Consider the following 17,931-nt stretch of genomic DNA (forward strand, 5'->3'; position numbering starts at 1 on the left):
AACATAGCTATTTACCTGCGCAAATCGCGCGCGGACGACGCCGACGAGCCGGTGGAGGAAACCTTGGAGCGCCACCGGAAAACCCTTCTGGAATTCGCGGAAAAGAACGCGCTGACGATCTCGGAGCAAAACATTTACAAGGAGGTTGTTTCCGGCGACGCGCTGTACGCCAGACCCGAAATGCTGCGGCTGCTGAAGGATGTGGAGGCGCAGGCGTTTGACGCCGTGCTGTGCATGGATATCGACCGCCTGGGCCGCGGCTCCATGGCGGAGCAGGGCATCATTCTGGAAACGTTCAAAACCAGCGGCACCAAGATTATGACGCCGGCAAAAACAGTTGATCTGGATAACGACGCCGACGAGGATTACACCGAGTTCAAAACCTTTCTTTCCCGGCAGGAGCTGAAAATGATCAAGCGCCGCCTGAAGGCCGGTACCCAGCGCACCATCAAAGATGGCGGATACATTGCCAACGCCCCCTACGGCTACGAAAAAGCCTACAGAAACAAAAAGCCAACCCTGTGCATCAGGGAGGACGAAGCGGGAATCGTGCGCCTGATGTTTCAAATGTACGTTGAGGAAGGCGCCGGCTGCCAGATGATCGCCGAAACGGTCAACGCCATGGGCGCCCGGCCGCGCCGGGCCGATCGGTTCGGCCGTACCAGCGTGATGAAAATTCTCAAAAACAGCGTATACATCGGGAAAATCGTCTGGAATCAAACAACACATCTTCGCAAAGGCAACGGAAAAAGCGTCGCCGTTTCCAACCCGAAAGAAAAATGGATCATTACCGAGGGCATTCATCCGCCGATCATCGACGAAAAAACCTTTGAGAGGGCACAGGAGATTTTCGGGAGTCGGCACCATCCCCCGTCTTACACCGGCCGGGTGGAAAATCCGCTGGCCGGGCTGATCTACTGCAAAAACTGCGGCGGCCTGATGCAGCGGCAGGTTATGAGCCGCAGCCCCGAGCCATACCTGCTGTGCCAGAAGAGAGGCTGCGTTGTCTCGAGCCGGCTGCCGGCGGTGGAGCGGGCCATCCTCCGCGAGCTGGAGCAGCAGCTTCGAAAGCTGCGGGCAGTGCAGCGGCCGGAGCCCGGGGCCGAGCACCCCTATACCCAAACACTCGACGCGATCGACCGTGAGATCCGCTCCGCCCAAAAACAGCTGGACGCCGCCTGCGAGCTTTTGGAGCGCGGCACCTACACGCCCGAGCTGTTTGTACGCCGCGAGGCCGCCGTTCGGGAGCGCCTGGAGCAGCTGCGCAATACCCGCAGGGAATTCGCCGGGAAGCTCTCTGCCGGGCCGCCCGCCGCGGTGATAAGCGGGAAAATCGAGGAAGTGCTGCGCCTCTACCCCCATCTGGACGCGCAGAGCAAAAACCGGCTTTTAAAATCCGTTCTAGAGCGGGCCACCTATTATAAAGAAAAAGGCTGGAAGCCGGCACAGTTTCGGCTTGAGCTTTTTTTCAAGCCGCTCTACCTCTAAGCCGCACACTCCTGCGACAAAGACTGCTTAGAAGATTTGCGTGTATACTTTACGCCGGATAGACAGCAGTTGATCAACGAAGCGGCAACTGTCAAGATTAGAAATGTAGAGGTCATCACGGTTTATCTGGATCTGGAATCCGTCCCCTTTAACAAGGGCTTCTATTCCGTAGACATGACCTTCTTCTTTGATGTTGCACTGGATGTTTACTGCTCGCCTACCGCCGGTTCCGTTCAGGTGAACGGCATTGCCGTATTCAACAAAAAGGTGATTCTGTACGGCAGCGAAGGCAACGTAAAGATGTTCAGCTCCGATAATGGGCTGGATGATCTGGAGGTTCAGTCCTGGGCCTGCCGCGCGCTGCCCAAGGCAACCGTGCAGGTGGCGGAACCCGTTGCCCTGTCTGCCAGAGTGTGCGACTGCCCCGCGAATCCCTGTGAGATCTGCTGCCGCATTCCCGACTGCATCTGCAGAAGATATGGCAGTGATTTTGTGATGGATCCTGTTCGCCGCACGGTATACGTCACCATCGGTATTTTCACCATCGTGCAGATTGTGCGCAATGTGCAGATGCTGATCCCCGCCTATGATTTCTGCATTCCGGAAAAAGAGTGTGAGGCCACCTCGGATGACCCGTGCGAGCTGTTCCGCCGGATCGATTTCCCCACGGACGAATTTTTCCCGCCGAAATCCGGGGACTGCGGCTGTGAGGACAGGGGCTGCCGCCAAAGGTAAGCGGTCAAACCAACCCATGCACCCTCCAAACCGTCAAAAGCGCTTTATGAATTTCAGGGTGGATTCCTCTTTTGCGGAATCGCCCTGAAATTTTTTATTGGAGCTTACAGGGGCGAGTCAGGTGCGGAAGTTTTTTCATAAATGCACCGCGTGGCATTACCGGCCCGACATTTGCGACTACCGTGCGGCTGCTAAAACAGGCAGGGCCTGCTCTTTTCGCCGGAGCACCCGCCCCACGGAGCATTTGGAGAGACGAACCGCCGATTTCTCCCGGCTGCCGCAATACCCGCCGCTGTGCAAAGAAAAAGAGCCTGCCGCCTGCAATTCGCAGGCAGCAAGCCCTCTCGGCCGCTAATTAAAATGATTTCTCACCCTTTTTGCGATTCATTTCCATCACGCCCTGCCGCTGCTTTTTGAGCTGCCGGTTACGCGGCAGGCGTGTGGGGAGCTTTACATATCCCCGCCACAGGCGGAATGGAATGTCCTTCCGGCTTCATCGGAAAACAGAAAGGGCATGGATGAGAAATGACACTGAATCCATGCTCTTCCGTGTTATCTCTGTTTGGGCAGCAGCACCGTAAAGCGGCTGCCTTCGCCCACGGTGCTTTCCACGGTGATCTTCCCGCCGTGCGACTCGACGATGGATTTGGCGATCGTCAGCCCGATTCCTGTTCCGCCGGTCTTTCGGTTGCGGGATTTATCCGTGCGGTAAAAGCGCTCGAAAATATACGGCAGCTCCTCTTCCGGGATGCCGATCCCGGTGTCCTTTACCCGAAGAATACTTTCCGACTCTGTTTCAAATGTCTCCACCTCAACGCGCCCGTTCGGGGGAGTGTAACGCAGCGCGTTCGACAGAAGATTCATCACAACCTGAATGATTCTCTCTCGGTCTGCGTCCGCATAGGCCGGGCTGCCACAGGCCGAAAGAGCTATCCGCTTTTTCATGCCCTCGGATTCCAGATTGCGAACCGCCGTCAGCGCAATCTCATGCAGATCCACCCGGGTTTTGACGAGCTTCAGGCTGCCGTCCTCAATATCGGCCAGCCGCTGCAAATCGGCCACCAGGCTCGCGAGCCGCTTGATTTCCTCCTGGCAGCTTTGCAGCCTTTCGGGGGTCGCTTCCCAAATTCCCTCGATCATCGCTTCCAAATGTGAGCTAACCGCCGACAGCGGCGTGCGCAGCTCATGCGCAACATCGGAGGTCAGGCGCTTGCGGAGGCTTTCCTGCTCAGACAGCGCCTCGGCCAGATGATTGATGGCGGTCACCATTTCCTGCAACTCGCGGGTATTGGGCGTGCTTTCAAATCGAATTCCGTAATTCCCCTGTGAAATTTGCGTGGCAATATAGGCCGTTTTCGAGATGGGCCGCGCGATGCGGCGCGCCAGCAGGGTTCCCGCAGCAACGGCGAACGCGGCGGACAAAAGCCCGACCGCCAGCAGGATGCCGTTCAGGGTTTTGATGAACCGGTAATCGTTCTCCGTAAAAAAGTAAGGCCCGTAATAGGTGATGGAGACCGAACCGGCCTGCTTCCCATTGCGGCTGATCGGATAGGTGCGGGTGACGAAAGCCCCGGATTTTTTCGCGTCCTTCATCCGGTCTGAAATTTCGCCCATGATCTGCCCGCACAGAGACATATCGTGATTTTCGGCGTCCCACAAAAGCGTTCCGCGCGCGCCGTAGATTTTGAGAATATAGCCGTCGTACAGCGAATACATGCCGATGGTATGCAGAAAATCCCGGCTCCAGCCGCCCGTAAGATCGTTGTATTGATGGCCGAGATCATTGACAATGCTCACGCTGCGGTCGTTTTCCTGCCGGATCATATACTCCTCAAATTCGCGGTTGATGAACCAGTTCGAGGCGGCGCTGATCAGCGTGACCATCACCAGCAGAATCAGTAAAATAGACAGCGACAGCTGTGCCCGAAGACTGCGCAGCATGCTCATTCCCCTCCAAACTTATACCCCAGGCGGTGAACCGTGAGAATATACACGGGGTCTTTGGGGTTATCCTCTATTTTTTGCCGCAAATTCTTGATGTGACTGTCCACCGTGCGGTCATAGCCGTCAAACGCGCTGCCGAGCGCCACGGCGATCAGATCGTCGCGGGTAAACACCTTGCCCGGGTACTTCATCAGGGCGGCCAGCACCCGCGTTTCAATCGGCGTCAGGTTCACCGGCCGCCCCGATTTTAAAAAGATGTTTTTTTCAAAATCAACCACCAGATCGCCCCCGCAAAATGAATTGCGGGCCATGAGCGGCACCAAATCATCCTGCGCTCTGCGAAGCACCGCTTCCGCCCGCGCGGAAAGCTCTTTCAGGCTAAACGGCTTGGTGATGTAGTCATCCGCGCCGATCCCGAGGCCCGCGACCAGATCGTCCTCTTCCGACTTGGCCGTGAGCATTAAAATCGGCACACGCGAAATTCTGCGGATCGCTTTGCAGACCTCCTCGCCGGAAATATCCGGGAGCATGAGATCGAGAATCACGAGCGCTATATTCTGCGAATGAAAGATTTTCAGCGCTTCGCCACCGCTTTCCGCGGAAAAGACCTGAAAGCCCTTGCTCTCAAAAAGGGCTTTCAGGACTTCCAGAATTTTGGGTTCGTCGTCCACCAGCAGGATATTTTTGTTTTTCGGTGACATTTTCTTCCCCTCAACCGTAAAGGATGCGCCAAACGGGAACCGCACAATCGCGGTTCCCGTGCTCAAATGCGGCAATGTGTTACCTTCAGTTTACCGGATCGGGCGCGATTCGGCAACGTTTATTTTCAGAAAGCGGCAAAGCGCCCAATAAACGCTTTCCCTTCTTCCCGCCCGCCGTCTTCCCGTTTCTTTTAGTCGCAATGCCCATTTTAAAAAAGCTTTGATTCCCTCCCCGCCGAAACGGGGAAGGGAATTGCTTTTATCCTGACTTTTCAAAAAAAACTGAACTATCCCCGAAGCGCTCTTCCTTAGTAGGTCCGCTTCCAGTTTGCAAAGATATCCTTTGATTTTTTCAGAAAATCATACGAGACGGTGATGGATTCCTCTTTCACCGTCTTATCCTGCGCAAAAATCGGCCACGGATTGCAGCCGCCCGCTTCTACCTCCACACGATCCATAGAGAATTTGTTCCCGCAGCTTTGGCAGATGAGCAGATCGCCGGACTGCTCGTAATACCCCCGGCCGGAATCATAGCAGACCTGGCAGGTATTGAACGCCGTGCGGATTGTTCCGTCCGGGGCCTTGACAGCGATGACCTCCATTTTGGTGCCGTCTACCACCACCGGGTAAAAGGCTGCCTGTTCCGTCACGTTCGAGGCGGGGATCACGAGATCGCCGTCCTGTACGGCCGCCTGGCCGGAAGCCTGCTGTGTGCTCTGCTGCTCCGCCGCACCGGCCGGATTTTCGGAGGGCGCTCCGCCGCTCGCGGAACAGGCGGTCAGCGCGAATGTCACCGCAAGTGTGAAAAGGATGGCCGATACCGCCTTGCGCGCCGGTTTTCGACCTGCCGTAATTTGTTTCGTCATCTCCATAACTCCTTCTCTTCCAGGGAATCCTGGGGGGTTCTTTCGTCCGCAGGGAGTTTGCTCTGTGCCCTTTAGTCTCTGCCCGTCAAAGCCAAACCGATCAGAATGGCCGCGGCCGGTAATATGCAATGCCAGTGGAGCAAGAAAAACTGCATGCTGTTCCTGCCTTTCCCGCTATCCGCAGCAGCCGTCGGGCAGTTCATCAGAGCCGTCATCCTGTGCGGCCGCCACCGTACCGTCTTTGCCCACTACCGTAATGCTGGAGCGCACCATACCCATCCAGCAGCTGAACGCAAAGGTTCCGGATCGTTTCGGCGTAAATGCAATCCGATTATCGCCGGTTTTCAGGTCGATTTTCAGATCGTATTCCGGTATCACAATGGATTGGTTGCAGCCGTTCAGGGAACCCTCCGGCGCTTTCAGCGTCCATTTGACGGGAACCCCCTGCTGAACCCGGATCGCCCCGTACCCACCGCTGCTCACCGTGGACGTGACGTATTGCACGCCGTCCTTTACTGTGGACTCAGCCGCCCGGGCCGCGTCGGCGTCCGCTTCCCCCGCGCCCGTCTCAAAGGTCTCCGGCGGCCAGATCATCGTGCGAAACGCCGCCGCTTCTTTTTTGACCGCGGCTTCATCCACGTTTTTCAGGCTGTCCACCACCTTCACGTACCCATAATAGGCGTTGTCTCCGGTGGAGAAATCAAAGCTCTTTTCCGGAGAAAAGAACACCGGGTTCTCCCCTTGATTTACGATGAGCTTCGTGGCATAATCAGGGATTAAAATCTGCGTTGTGCTCTGTTGATCCGAAGCGGCGTTTACGATATTCCACTTGACGTCCATTCCCGACTGAACCACGACAACCGCGGGGCTGAAGCCCTGCTCGGTCAGCTTGACGGTGACCTCCTGTACCCGGTAGCTGCTCGCGTACTTCGTTTCCTTTGCAATGGCCAGCCGGTCGGTCGGGATTTGATACCCGGCAGGAACCGCCCCAGCCGCGTTATTGCCGACCGGGTTCGGGGAAGCGCTTGCCGGAGCGCCCGCCTGCGTTACCGTAATCGAGCCGTGTATCATTCCCATCCAGCAGCTGTACTGGAATTTGCCAGCCGCGGTGGGATTGAATTCAATCACGTTCTCTCCCGTTTGAAAGGAATATTTTGTAATTCCGAATTCCGGAATGTTGATTTGATAATTGCAGCCGTTGATGCTCCCCTCCGGCGCGTTGATCACCCATTTGACGGGAGTTCCCGCCTGTACGGTGATATTGGGGTATTGCCCCGAAGAGAGGGTGCTGGCAACGACCTGCTTGCCGTCCACAATTTGAATTCCGCTGCCCGCGGAACTGCTGCCGGCTGCCGCCGCCGTCGTGCTCCACGTGCTCCACGCGGCTATGGCCATCACCGCCACAACGGACGCCGCGATGGTGGAGGCCGTTTTCTGGTCGGGCTTGCGGAAGGGAACACTGGCCACGACCCCGACCGCGCAAAGCGCTAAAATCACAGCGAGCAGGCGATCCGGCGGCAGGAAGCCCGAAAGGCTCCCCCCCTGGGAGAGCATCGCCAGCCCCAGCACGACAACCAGCACCGCACCGACGCGCATAACCCTGTTCGCGAATTTCTTGCCCAAAGCCGAAACCAGCGAACCAAGCCCCAGCATCAGCGGCACGGTGCCCAGGCTGAACAGCAGCATCGAAAGGGCGCCCGCAAACGGATTGCCGGAGGCCAGCGCGACGATCTGCATGGACTGCAGGGGGCCGCACGGCATGAACCCGTTGAGCAGCCCGACAATCAGGGGGCTTTTGTTTCTCGCCTTTTCCATGTTGACCCTGCGGGCGATAAATCCGGGTACTCTCGGCTGCAATCTGCGCAGCCACGGGAACAGGCCGAGCATATTTATGCCCATGACGACCATGAACACGCCCGCAATCAGCTTTAAAATTCCCTGCGCCAGCACCGGTACCCCCGCACCGGAGCCGCCGCCGAACAGCAGGCCGATCGCCCCCAGAATAAAACCGACGGCAGTGTACGAGACGACCCGCCCCAGGTTATACCAGGCAGCCGGTGCAACGGTGGAAAATCGGCTGGTCTTTGCGTCTTCCGGTGCTCCCGGGCCTTGAGCCTCCCCGCGCGGAATGCATTGGGAAAGATTGATGCCGCCGCACATCGCAACACAGTGGAGCGACGTGATCAGTCCGACCACAAACAGCATTCCGTACCCCATCCGGGTGTCCGCAAGCTGGCTCGGCACGAGCAGATTCAAAATTCCGAACTGCTGTAAAAGCACATACAGCGACACAATAATGACCAGCATCCCGACGATGCCGCCCACCCCCGGCGAGGAGCTTTTGCGTTCGGCAAGCACCTGATAATCCAGCTTTTCGATCACCGCGCAGATGTCGTGCAGAGAAACGAGATCCGTATCGTAGGTGATTTCGGCGATTCCGTCGTTGTAGCTCACCTTCGCGCTTTTCACGCCGGCGGTGTTGCGCAGCTTTGCTTCAATTTTGTTTTGACAGTTGACGCACGTCATTCCGCCAATGTGCAGCCGTTTGCTCTTTACAGCGGATTCCATTGGGAAGCCTCCTCCCGAGTGATTCTGAAAGAAAGTATACCGTGTAAATTTGAAGAAGTTATGAAGGAAAAAGCAGCGGCTTTTGCCGTTACGCCGAACAGCCTTGCGCACTGAAATGCGGTTTTGCCTCCCGATTTGTCAAAATAAAAATGGCACGAATGGGGAATCGCCCGTCATCCATGCCATATCCCAAATTTTTTTTGGCCCTGAAACAGCAACCGTCCGGAGCGCCTGCTGAAAGCGCTCCGGACGGTTCAAAAACGGATTGTATATTTTATAAGGGGACAATTCTGCTTTGGAACAGCCGGTTCAGCCGTATTTTTCCTGCAGCTCCCGCAGCATTTGCAGGTAGGTCTCCTGCGTTTGGGTCTGCTGCGCGTTTTTCTCAAATTCCTGCACCCGCTCATCCACCGACTGCAGAACATCCTGCGCCAGATGCTTTTCCGCGTAGGTATAAACAATCTGGTTTTCTTTTTCGATATGGCGCTGCAGCAGATTGGCATAGCCGGCCGCCTCGGCCAGAATATTCAGCTTGTAAATGGTTTTCGGGTCGTCCCGGTACTGATTGAGCGCTGTTTCCAGATTGGAAAGGTGCAGCCGCCCCAGGTCGTGCTCTACCAACATGCCGTGCTGAATCAGATTGACGCCGATTTGGCCCAGACGCTGCGTCATCTCCTGAAACAGAATCTGCTCCTCCTTGCCATGGTGGTGCTTGTCGGCATAGTTTCGGGCGAAAGCAAGCATCCTGCGAAAATCGCCGTCGTCCACTTTCTTTCCCTCCAGCACACCGCAGCAGGCCTTCCTGATGACAGTCAGCAGCTCCAAAATATGATCGTGTTCCTCTACCATCAATTCAATGCTGTACATTTCGTCATCCCTTTCCAACTGTAAACCGTCCGTTTTCTCCGGCGGAAAAAGTCAGTCCGCTCCCGGAGAGCATCCCCTGTATCATTCTCGCGCGAAGCGCGTAATATACGGCCGCGTCGCCGCCGGCCTGCTCCCAAAATTCGTGATGCAGGCACTGGGTCTGCCGCCACGCGACATGATCCTCCTCCTGCTCCAGAACCTGATTGACATGGTCGCAGGGCATACCGTCCAAAAGGGTGTCGCCAAGGAGCCGGAACGCCCCTGCGGCGCTCGTCCCTTGCGGCACGGCATTGGCCTGCCCAAATCGGTAAGAAATCTCTTCCAGCGCAGAAAGCCGGGAGGCGTCCGCCTTTAAAAGCTCCGTAACGAGCACGGCGAAGCGCGCTTCCTCCGCATGGATTTTCTGCTGCAGCCACCCGTGAATATTCCCCTGGTCGATGCTCTCTTCCAGCGGGCGCAGATCGGCGGGGCCGCAGTCGGCATCCAGCTTTTCGGCAAAGGAGCCCCAGCCGTTTTGCTCCGCCGCATGCAGAATGCTTTGAATCCACTCCTCCTGAAACTGAATCTTATGATAAAGCCAATGGTGAATCGGGCCTAAAAAAGCGCTCATATCGGTATCCTTTCCTGAAAAAGAGGGCTGTGAACGACACACATATGCATCTTTCACGGCCCCCTCTGCTCTGTTTTATTTTAGATTATCTCGCAACCCGCTGATTGAGCTGACCAAGCACCGCTTTCGGGTCAAGACCGTGCACCATGCAGGCCTCCGAAAGGGACTCCATCTGGGAAGAAGGGCAGCCCAGGCAGTGCATGCCGCACTCCACCAGAACGGGGGCGGCGTCCGGATACTGCCGCAGGATTTCGCCGATCAGCATATCCTCGGTGATGGAGGGCTTGCTCGCCGCATCCTTGCCGAAAAACAGCTCCAGGTCGTCCTCTACGCTGCCGATTCCGGCAATGCCGAAGTTCTCAACCAGTACCTTTGCCACATTGGGAGAAAGGAAGGCGGGCAGCGTCGGGCCAAGGTGAATGTTCTTTACGCCGAGGTGCAGCAGCGCCAGCAAAACGATGACGGCTTTCTGCTCGTACCAGGCAATGTTGTATACGATCGGCAGGTCGTTGATATCGTCCAGGCCGAACACTTCCTTCAGCTTGAGCGCGATCACAGCCAGCGAGTAAGAGTCGTTGCACTGTCCGGCGTCGAGCACGCGGGGAATGCCGCCGATATCGCCGAGGGCGAGCTTATTGTATTTGTATTTTGCGCAGCCCGCAGTCAAAATAACCGTGTCCTTCGGCAGTTCTCTGGCAAAATCGGTGTAGTAATTTCTCGATTTCGCACGGCCGTCACAGCCGGCCATGACCACAAACTTTTTGATCGCGCCGGACTTAACCGCATCAACCACGGCGTCTGCCAGAGCCAGCACCTGATTGTGCGCGAAGCCGCCGATGATCTCGCCGCGCTCGATCTCCGCGGGGGAGGCGCAGCGCTTTGCGTGCTCGATGATCTCAGAGAAATCCTTCTCATCGCCGATCTCGCCCGGGATATGCTTGCAGCCGGGGAAGCCTGCGGCGCCTGTGGTATAAAGGCGGTCCTTGTAGCTGGCCTTCGGCGGCACGATGCAGTTGGTGGTCATCAGGATCGGGCCGTTGAAGCTCTCGAACTCTTCCTTCTGCTTCCACCATGCGTTGCCGTAGTTGCCGACAAAGTGGGAATATTTCTTGAACGCCGGGTAGTAATGGGCGGGCAGCATTTCGGAATGGGTATATACGTCCACGCCGGTGCCCTCGGTCTGCTTGAGCAGCATTTCCAAATCGCGCAAATCGTGACCGGAAACGAGAATGCCGGGGCGTGTGCCAACGCCGATATTCACCTTGGTTATCTCCGGGTTGCCGTAGGCGGAGGTGTTGGCCTCGTCCAGAAGCGCCATGCCCTTCACGCCGTACTCACCGGTTTGGAGCGTCAGAGCGATCAGGTCGTTCACCGTCAGGGAATCGTCGAGCGTTTTCGCCAGCGCGCTCTGCAGGAACGCGTCGACCTCTCCGTCGTCCTTCAGCAGCGCATTTGCGTGCTTGCTGTAAGCGGAAAGGCCCTTGAGGCCATAGGTGATCAGCTCGCGCAGGCTGCGCACATCCTCATCCTTTGTGGAAAGCACGCCCACCTCGGCCGCTTTTGCCTGAAAATCCGCACGGCTTGAAGAGGTCCAGCGCGCCGCCTCGGGCAGAGCCTCGGGGTGAGCGACCTGCTTGAGCAGATCCTGCTTGCGGAACAGCGTTTCAAAAACGCGGTCAATGATCGCGTCCTCATCAAAATTCGCGTTGGTGATCGTGGCAAACAGATTCAGCGTAATCAGGTGATTGGTCTCGGCGGAAATCTCCTTGCCCTCTGCCCGCAGCTGTGTGGTAACAGCGGACAGGCCCTTTGTCACATATACCAGCAGATCCTGCATGGCGGCAACCTCCGGATTTTTTCCGCAGACACCCATCTGCGTGCACCCGGTGCAGCCGGCAGTCTCCTGACACTGATAGCAAAACATTTTATTTTCCATGAAAGTATCCTCCTTCATTTTTGCTCGGTGGCCTCGCAGCCTTTTGTTGTTCTCATCATACCAGCCGAAATTAAAAAAATCCGTAACACCGGTTACGGATTGGGAAAATTATCATCCAGTTTTTTGAAAAATTGATTTTGCGTGAAAATAGAAATGTCTTCCCCTGCCGCAGGCGAGAGAAGACATAAACGGCCTATTCAAAATGAAATAACAATATCAATTGTTTTGCAGTGCATCAAAATCGACAATTTGAATCTTTCGTTTTTCGATTTGGATGATTCCCTCCTCCTGCATCTTCATCAGCTCTCTGGATAAAGAGGGCCGCGCGGTGTTCATAAAATCGGCCAGCTCCTCCCGGTTCATTGAGAGCGTCACCCGGCCGTCGGGCGACGCATTTTGCAGCAGCACCTTCGCGATCTTCTGCCGGAGGGTAGCACACGATACGATTTGAAGCTTGCGGTTCAGGTAATACGCCTTCTGCGCAAGAATCGACAGCATATTGGAAATCAGCTTTGTGTGGTAGCCGCAGTTTTCCCCGCAGGTGTTGTACAGAAAATCCCTTGGAATCTGCAAAATCTGCGCGGGAGCAACCGCCTGCGCATAGTGGTCGTATTCCTGCTTGTTCAAAAACAGAAATACCTCCCCAAACAATTCCCCGGGCTGCTCCAGCGTGGCCACAATACTGCGCTTCCCCGAGCTGGAATCGTTGCCTACAACGACCGCCCCCTCCAGCAGCACCAACAGCTTTCGGGGAACATCGTGCTGGCGGAAAATCATCTCGTCCTTTTCGTAGCGCACGATTTCCGACCGGCTGCATGTCAGGCAGTTTTCGATGTCGCTCTCCGACATTTCAAAAAACAGCGGGCTCTTTTTCATTTTTGAAATCATAGTTCATTCCCTTCCTACCGCAATGCCGTAAACCGGAAGACAGTGAAATCCTTCCTCCGCATTTCTATTGTACCATGGCCCCCGCACGAAGCAAAGAGATTCTTATTTCTAAAAATAAATTGAAATACATTGCAGTCAAACACAAAATCAGATATCATCTAGGTGAAGGTGATAACATGACGCATTTGACAGAACAACTGAAGAGCTTTTCCCTTTTTGAGGGAATGGTTCAGGAAAACATACAATCCGTCCTGCATTGCATTGGCTATACCGTTCGCACCTACAACAAAGGGGAATTTATTTCTCTGACCAGCGAACAGGTGAAATGGGTTGGAATCCCGCTCACCGGCTCCGTACAAGTGCTCAAGGAAGATTTGTGGGGCGACAGGGTGATCCTGGCATCCATCTCGCAGGGCCAGGTGTTCGGCGAAACCTTTGCCTGCAGCCGGGACACCGTCTCGACCGTGTCGTTTCTTTCGGCGGAAACGTCGCAGATTCTGTTTCTGCCGTTCCACCAGCTTTTAACCTCCTGCGGCCGTTCCTGCGCGTTTCATCACAGGCTGATTGAAAACATGGTGACGCTGATTGCAGAAAAGAATTTTCAGCTCATGGAAAAAATCGAAATCATTTCCAAAAAGAGCCTGCGGGCAAAGATACTCACCTACCTGGGGCAGGAAGCCCGCCAAAATGGCAGCCTGCGGTTTGAAGCGCCGTTTGGGCGGGTGGCGCTCGCGGAATATCTGGGTGCGGACCGAAGCGCATTGACCCGCGAGCTGCACAGCATGAAAGCGGACGGGCTGATCGAATTCCACAAAAACACGTTCACCCTTCTTCAGCCTCAGGCTGGGGGGTACGACGGCTAACGGGCCATTTTAACCCGCCGTACATTTCGGAAGGGTCATCCCTTCCCGTTTTCTTCGTACAGCCTGCGCAGCTCCTGAACATTGTATTTTAAAATCAGCCCGTGTCCCGGGGCGATGATCTGAATAGGAAGCTTCGTTATCTCGAACACCACTTGTTTTTCTTCCGAAGAAGCGGGGCCGAACACCTTGGTGTAATACTCCTTTGCCGCCTCCAGCAGCCGGCCGGCCGGGTAATCGCGGTCAATCGGCGGCTCCGCCGCGGCATACTGCCCAAACAGGTCATTCGAGAACAAAATACGGGGCGCCTGCCAGAAGGTGACCATGTTGTCGTCCCAGTGCAGGCCCGGCGTTTCAATAAAAGAAAAACGGTGCTCCCCCATTTCTATGGTGTCTCCGGTGTGAACAACCCGGTAATCCGCCGCAGGCAGCACCGCCGAAAGGCGTTTGCGGCAGTTCTCCGTACAATAAACCGGCACATTCGGATTTTTTTGAAGCACCGCAGGCAGCGCGCCGCTGTGATCCTCCTCCGAGTGATTCATGATGACGGCGTCCAGCGGCTTTTCGTCAATCGCGTCTGCCAGCTCCTCCAGGAGCATGGGGGCAAAGCGCTCCGGCAAAGTATCGATCAGAACATTCACCTTCCCGGTGATCAGGTAGGCCAGAAAAGAAAATTCCCTGTCCGGCTTGATAATTGTTTTTGCGATGGTACGGCATTGATTTGAAATGAGATATCTCATTGTTTTTACCTCCTTATTCCTTTGGCATTATTCAAGCAGAAAAAATCCGTCAAAGATGTTGCGTGTGCAACATCTTTCAAAAAATATCTCTTATATACTGTTTTTGATGGAAACAAGTGATACCCTGACCATTTTTCGGTAAACTAACGAAAGATAAATCGAACGGAGGTACTCCAATGGGAAAGAAATTAACAGATAAAGTCAGCTGGGTCGGCAAGGTGGACTGGGAGCTTACCAGATTTCACGGGGATGAATATTCTACACACAGAGGGTCGTCCTACAATTCTTATTTGATACGCGACCAGAAAACCGTGCTGATGGATACGGTGTGGCAGCCCTTTGACAAGGAGTTCGTCGCCCGCCTGAAGCAGGAGGTTGACCTGAACAGCATAGATTACATTGTGATGAACCACAACGAGGTCGACCACAGCGGCGCTTTGCCGGAGCTGATGCGTGAAATTCCGAATACGCCGATTTACTGCACGGCCAACGGCGCAAAGATTTTGAAAGGCCACTACCATGAGGACTGGAACTTTGTGACCGTGAAAACCGGCGACACGCTCGAGATCGGAGACAGCAAGCTGATTTTTGTGGAAGCGCAGATGCTTCACTGGCCCGACACCATGTTCACCTATATGACGGGAGAAAACATTCTTTTCAGCAACGACGCCTTTGGGCAGCACTACGCAACCGAGTCTTTGTATGACGACGTGGTGGATCAGGCGGAGCTGTTTGCCGAGGCTTTGAAATATTATGCCAATATTCTCACTCCGTTCAGCAAATTCGTCACCAAAAAAATTCACGAGGTTTTGGGTCTGAACCTGCCGGTCAGCATGATCTGCCCGAGCCACGGCGTGATCTGGCGGTCTAACCCGACGGCGATTGTGGAGCAGTACCTGAAATGGGCGGACGATTACGAGGAAAACCAGATCACGCTGGTATACGATACCATGTGGAACTCCACCCGCAAAATGGCGGAGGCCATCGCGGCGGGCATCCGCGACACAGACCCCTCCATCACCGTTAAGCTGATGAACTCCGCAAAGGAAGATAAAAACGATATCGTTTCCGAGGTATTCCGATCCAAGGCCATTTTGGTAGGCTCCTCGACCATCAACAACGGCTACCTGTTTTCCATCGGCGGCATGCTCGAGATGATCAAGGGGCTGAAGTTCAAAAACAAGCGTGCGGCGGCCTTCGGCAGCTACGGCTGGAGCGGCGAGGCAGTTAAGCAGATGACCGAAGAGCTGGAAAAGGGAGGCTTTCAAATCGTGAACAGCGGGCACCGGGCCCTGTGGGTTCCCGACGAAGACGAGCTGGAAAGCTGCCGGGAATTCGGCAGGCAGTTTGCCGCCGCCCTTTAAAAAGAAAGACAGGCTTTCACAGGCCGCAATCAGCAGATAAAGGAGGAATTCTATGAGCGCTGAAATCAACAACAGAGAATACCGCCAGCAAGTGTTAAAGGAACTGATTTCTCAGCTGCACGACGGCAAAAGCGTGGATGAGGTAAAAGAACGGTTTGCCGAAGTGTTCGGCAATGTTTCCGCGGAAGAGATCGCGCAGGCAGAGCAGGCTTTGATTCTGGGCGGGCTGCCCGTGGGCGAGGTGCAGCGTCTCTGCGATGTTCACGCCGCGGTTTTTAAGGGGTCGATTGAGGAAATCCACCGGCCGTCCGACCCGGCCAAGATTCCCGGCCACCCGATCAACACGCTGTGGCGGGAAAACCGGGCGCTGGAAGCGCTGATTCAGGACTTGCAGAGCAAGCTGTCCTCCGAAGCCGGCACGCAGAGCGAGCTGAAGGACGGCCTTGCCGGACTGATGGAAATCGACCGGCATTACAGCAAAAAAGAGAATCTGCTCTTCCCTTATCTGGAGCGGTATGGGATCACCGCTCCGCCCAAGGTGATGTGGGGCGTGGACGACGAAATCCGGGACGAGCTCAAGGAGATTGTGAAAGAGCTTGCGGCGGAATCCGCCGGCCGGCTTGCGCCGCGGCTGGAGGCACTGTTCAATCGGATTACCGAAATGATCTTTAAAGAGGAGAACATCCTCTTCCCCATGCTGATTGAAAACCTGACGCAGGACGAATGGAAAACCATCGCCGACGAAATCGCCGACCTGGGGTATTGCCTGATTGACGGCGCCCCCGACTGGAAGCCCGCGGCGGAGAACAAACCGCAGGCGGAGCTGCGGGAGGAGGCCGGCCTCGGCGTTATCACCCTGCCGACCGGCGTCTTGAAAACGCAGGAGCTTGTCCGGATGCTCGACACCTTGCCGATCGACATCACCTTTGTTGACAAGGACGACACCGTAAAATACTTTTCGCAGGGTGCGGAACGGGTCTTCCCGCGGACAAAGGCCATCATCGGGCGAAAGGTTTCCAACTGCCATCCCCCGGCCAGCGTGCACATTGTGGAAAAGCTGGTGGAGGATTTTCGGGCCGGCCGGAAGGATCAGGAGGACTTTTGGATCAAGATGGGCGACAAATATATCCTGATCCGGTACTTTGCGGTCCGAAGCGAGGCCGGCGAATACCTGGGAGTGCTGGAGGTCACGCAGAACATCCGGCCCATACAGGAGATTACTGGGGAAAAGCGGCTCGTTGAGGACGCCGCACAAACAAATTAGGAGGGCATTCATATGAGCGCACAGTATTTGAAAAACATTGAATTTGAAAAGGAACTGGAGCTTTCCTCTTTGGTGCAGTACCAGGAGGGTCAGGTCGTAAGCCGCACTCTGGCCCAGAATCCGGCGGTCAGCATCACGCTCTTCTCCTTTGACCGGGGAGAGGAAATCAGCACGCACTCCTCCGACGGCGATGCCATGGTGACCGTGCTGGAGGGCGATGCGCAGATCACCATTGGCGGGCAGGTGCATTCCGTAACACAGGGGCAGACCATCGTGATGCCGGCGGGAATTCCGCATGCGGTCGCCGCGGAAAAGCCCTTTAAAATGCTGCTGACAGTGGTGTTCCCCTACCCCAGAGCCTGATCATTCTTCGGCAGGCGCTTTCCGTTATGACGAATACCGACAAGCTGAATCAACCGGGCGGCGGCCGTATTCAATGGCCGCCGCTTTTTTATCGGTTGATTTCTCCTTACCGAACAAAATTCAATCACATCAGAAACAGAAATGTGTTTTCATGTTGCAAATCCAACGGAAATGCGCTTTTAAATGAAGTATGATAATACCAGAGTTTTCCACAGACAAGAGCCGTCATAACCCGCATCGAGGAGGAAAAGCATATGGGGAATCTGGATATGCTAAAAAAACAGCACGAAGAAGTTCTTGCGCTTATAAAAACCATCCGTGGCATGGTTGCCGAGCATCCGGAAGAAAAATCGAAGGAGATTGCATTCCATATCAACGCCTTGTCCGGCAAATTAAAAATGCACCTGATGTCGGAGGATCAGTTCCTTTACCCCTCACTGATGCAGAGCAGGAGCCAGACCATTCGGAACACGGCGCAGACCTTCAACCGCGAAATGGGAAATCTTGCGCAATTATTTCATTCCTTTGCGCAGCAATACAACACCCCCTCCAAAATCATTCAGAACAAACATCAGTTTATTGCGGAAAGCCAGAAGATTTTTCGGCTGATTGAAGAGAGAACAAAAAATGAAGACACTAAGCTGTATCCGCTGATCACAGCGAAATAATGCGAATACACTGGGATTTGACCCCATTGCCCACCCCCGGCGCGCCGCGAAAAAGCGGCGGGAAAAAAC

At 55.1% G+C, this 17,931-nt stretch carries 16 protein-coding genes; 7 read left to right on the top strand and 9 right to left on the bottom strand.

Going from position 1 to position 17,931, the window contains the following annotated elements; genetic code table 11:
- Nucleotides 1-15: 15 nt before the first annotated feature.
- Entirely contained in the window at nt 16-1,488 is a 1,473-nt protein-coding gene (locus G340_RS0101780) for a recombinase family protein (protein WP_154653061.1), read from the top strand.
- A gap of 69 nt (nt 1,489-1,557) precedes the next feature.
- The gene (locus G340_RS0101785) at nt 1,558-2,223 is read left to right on the top strand and encodes a hypothetical protein (RefSeq protein WP_020071940.1); all 666 of its coding nucleotides are present in this window, start codon (nt 1,558-1,560) and stop codon (nt 2,221-2,223) included.
- Between the two features lie 552 nt (nt 2,224-2,775).
- Here G340_RS0101785 and G340_RS0101795 read toward each other — a convergent pair.
- From G340_RS0101795 to G340_RS0101830, 8 genes are all read right to left on the bottom strand, one after another.
- Nucleotides 2,776-4,164, bottom strand: coding sequence for a sensor histidine kinase (locus tag G340_RS0101795; RefSeq protein WP_020071942.1), 1,389 nt, complete (start codon nt 4,162-4,164; stop codon nt 2,776-2,778).
- 2 nt (nt 4,165-4,166) lie between these two features.
- A complete protein-coding gene (locus G340_RS0101800) occupies nt 4,167-4,868 on the bottom strand; it encodes a response regulator transcription factor (RefSeq protein WP_027103819.1) in 702 nt (233 codons plus the stop codon).
- A 308-nt stretch (nt 4,869-5,176) separates the two neighbouring features.
- Nucleotides 5,177-5,734 (bottom strand): DUF2318 domain-containing protein, encoded by a 558-nt coding sequence (locus G340_RS0101805; protein ID WP_020071944.1) that lies wholly within the window; start codon nt 5,732-5,734, stop codon nt 5,177-5,179.
- Nucleotides 5,735-5,908: 174 nt separating this feature from the next.
- The gene (locus tag G340_RS0101810) at nt 5,909-8,302 is read right to left on the bottom strand and encodes an urease accessory protein UreH domain-containing protein (protein ID WP_020071945.1); all 2,394 of its coding nucleotides are present in this window, start codon (nt 8,300-8,302) and stop codon (nt 5,909-5,911) included.
- Nucleotides 8,303-8,611: 309 nt separating this feature from the next.
- Nucleotides 8,612-9,169 (bottom strand): hemerythrin domain-containing protein, encoded by a 558-nt coding sequence (locus G340_RS0101815; protein ID WP_020071946.1) that lies wholly within the window; start codon nt 9,167-9,169, stop codon nt 8,612-8,614.
- 4 nt (nt 9,170-9,173) lie between these two features.
- Complete coding sequence (locus tag G340_RS0101820) at nt 9,174-9,779, bottom strand: hypothetical protein (protein ID WP_020071947.1); 606 nt, start codon at nt 9,777-9,779, stop codon at nt 9,174-9,176.
- Between the two features lie 85 nt (nt 9,780-9,864).
- Nucleotides 9,865-11,715 (bottom strand): hydroxylamine reductase, encoded by a 1,851-nt coding sequence (gene hcp / locus G340_RS0101825; RefSeq protein WP_020071948.1) that lies wholly within the window; start codon nt 11,713-11,715, stop codon nt 9,865-9,867.
- Nucleotides 11,716-11,931: 216 nt separating this feature from the next.
- Nucleotides 11,932-12,603, bottom strand: a complete 672-nt coding sequence (locus G340_RS0101830) for a Crp/Fnr family transcriptional regulator (protein ID WP_020071949.1) — start codon at nt 12,601-12,603, stop codon at nt 11,932-11,934.
- 176 nt (nt 12,604-12,779) lie between these two features.
- Between G340_RS0101830 and G340_RS0101835 the strand changes: the two genes are divergently transcribed.
- Nucleotides 12,780-13,466, top strand: a complete 687-nt coding sequence (locus G340_RS0101835) for a Crp/Fnr family transcriptional regulator (RefSeq protein WP_020071950.1) — start codon at nt 12,780-12,782, stop codon at nt 13,464-13,466.
- A gap of 35 nt (nt 13,467-13,501) precedes the next feature.
- On the opposite strand, the gene G340_RS0101840 is transcribed toward G340_RS0101835, so the two are convergent.
- The gene (locus G340_RS0101840) at nt 13,502-14,203 is read right to left on the bottom strand and encodes an FprA family A-type flavoprotein (RefSeq protein ID WP_020071951.1); all 702 of its coding nucleotides are present in this window, start codon (nt 14,201-14,203) and stop codon (nt 13,502-13,504) included.
- Nucleotides 14,204-14,379: 176 nt separating this feature from the next.
- Here G340_RS0101840 and G340_RS0101845 point away from each other — a divergent pair, with 176 nt between their 5' ends.
- The 4 genes from G340_RS0101845 to G340_RS0101865 all read left to right on the top strand — a co-directional run bounded on the left by G340_RS0101845 (nt 14,380) and on the right by G340_RS0101865 (nt 17,862).
- A complete protein-coding gene (locus tag G340_RS0101845; RefSeq protein WP_020071952.1) occupies nt 14,380-15,567 on the top strand; it encodes an anaerobic nitric oxide reductase flavorubredoxin in 1,188 nt (395 codons plus the stop codon).
- A 52-nt stretch (nt 15,568-15,619) separates the two neighbouring features.
- Nucleotides 15,620-16,831: a DUF438 domain-containing protein gene (locus G340_RS0101850; RefSeq protein ID WP_020071953.1), complete on the top strand. Its 1,212-nt coding sequence runs from the start codon at nt 15,620-15,622 to the stop codon at nt 16,829-16,831.
- Nucleotides 16,832-16,843: 12 nt separating this feature from the next.
- Nucleotides 16,844-17,194 carry a cupin domain-containing protein gene (locus G340_RS0101855; RefSeq protein ID WP_020071954.1) on the top strand — a complete coding sequence of 117 codons (351 nt, stop codon included), beginning with the start codon at nt 16,844-16,846 and terminating at the stop codon, nt 17,192-17,194.
- A 254-nt stretch (nt 17,195-17,448) separates the two neighbouring features.
- On the top strand, nt 17,449-17,862 hold the full coding sequence (locus G340_RS0101865) for a hemerythrin domain-containing protein (RefSeq protein ID WP_020071956.1): 414 nt from the start codon (nt 17,449-17,451) through the stop codon (nt 17,860-17,862).
- Nucleotides 17,863-17,931 lie beyond the last annotated feature (69 nt).

This window comes from Faecalispora sporosphaeroides DSM 1294 (assembly GCA_000383295.1).
Lineage (GTDB): Bacteria > Bacillota > Clostridia > Oscillospirales > Acutalibacteraceae > Faecalispora > Faecalispora sporosphaeroides.

Coding starts and splice junctions, on each gene's coding strand:
- G340_RS0101830 (WP_020071949.1), bottom strand. CDS start 12,603: ATGATTTCAAAAATGAAAAAGAGCCCGCTGTTTTTTGAAATGTCGGAG.
- hcp (WP_020071948.1), bottom strand. CDS start 11,715: ATGGAAAATAAAATGTTTTGCTATCAGTGTCAGGAGACTGCCGGCTGC.
- G340_RS0101850 (WP_020071953.1), top strand. CDS start 15,620: ATGAGCGCTGAAATCAACAACAGAGAATACCGCCAGCAAGTGTTAAAG.
- G340_RS0101800 (WP_027103819.1), bottom strand. CDS start 4,868: ATGTCACCGAAAAACAAAAATATCCTGCTGGTGGACGACGAACCCAAA.
- G340_RS0101840 (WP_020071951.1), bottom strand. CDS start 14,203: ATGAGATATCTCATTTCAAATCAATGCCGTACCATCGCAAAAACAATT.
- G340_RS0101805 (WP_020071944.1), bottom strand. CDS start 5,734: ATGACGAAACAAATTACGGCAGGTCGAAAACCGGCGCGCAAGGCGGTA.
- G340_RS0101810 (WP_020071945.1), bottom strand. CDS start 8,302: ATGGAATCCGCTGTAAAGAGCAAACGGCTGCACATTGGCGGAATGACG.
- G340_RS0101845 (WP_020071952.1), top strand. CDS start 14,380: ATGGGAAAGAAATTAACAGATAAAGTCAGCTGGGTCGGCAAGGTGGAC.
- G340_RS0101865 (WP_020071956.1), top strand. CDS start 17,449: ATGGGGAATCTGGATATGCTAAAAAAACAGCACGAAGAAGTTCTTGCG.
- G340_RS0101835 (WP_020071950.1), top strand. CDS start 12,780: ATGACGCATTTGACAGAACAACTGAAGAGCTTTTCCCTTTTTGAGGGA.
- G340_RS0101795 (WP_020071942.1), bottom strand. CDS start 4,164: ATGCTGCGCAGTCTTCGGGCACAGCTGTCGCTGTCTATTTTACTGATT.
- G340_RS0101855 (WP_020071954.1), top strand. CDS start 16,844: ATGAGCGCACAGTATTTGAAAAACATTGAATTTGAAAAGGAACTGGAG.
- G340_RS0101815 (WP_020071946.1), bottom strand. CDS start 9,169: ATGTACAGCATTGAATTGATGGTAGAGGAACACGATCATATTTTGGAG.
- G340_RS0101820 (WP_020071947.1), bottom strand. CDS start 9,779: ATGAGCGCTTTTTTAGGCCCGATTCACCATTGGCTTTATCATAAGATT.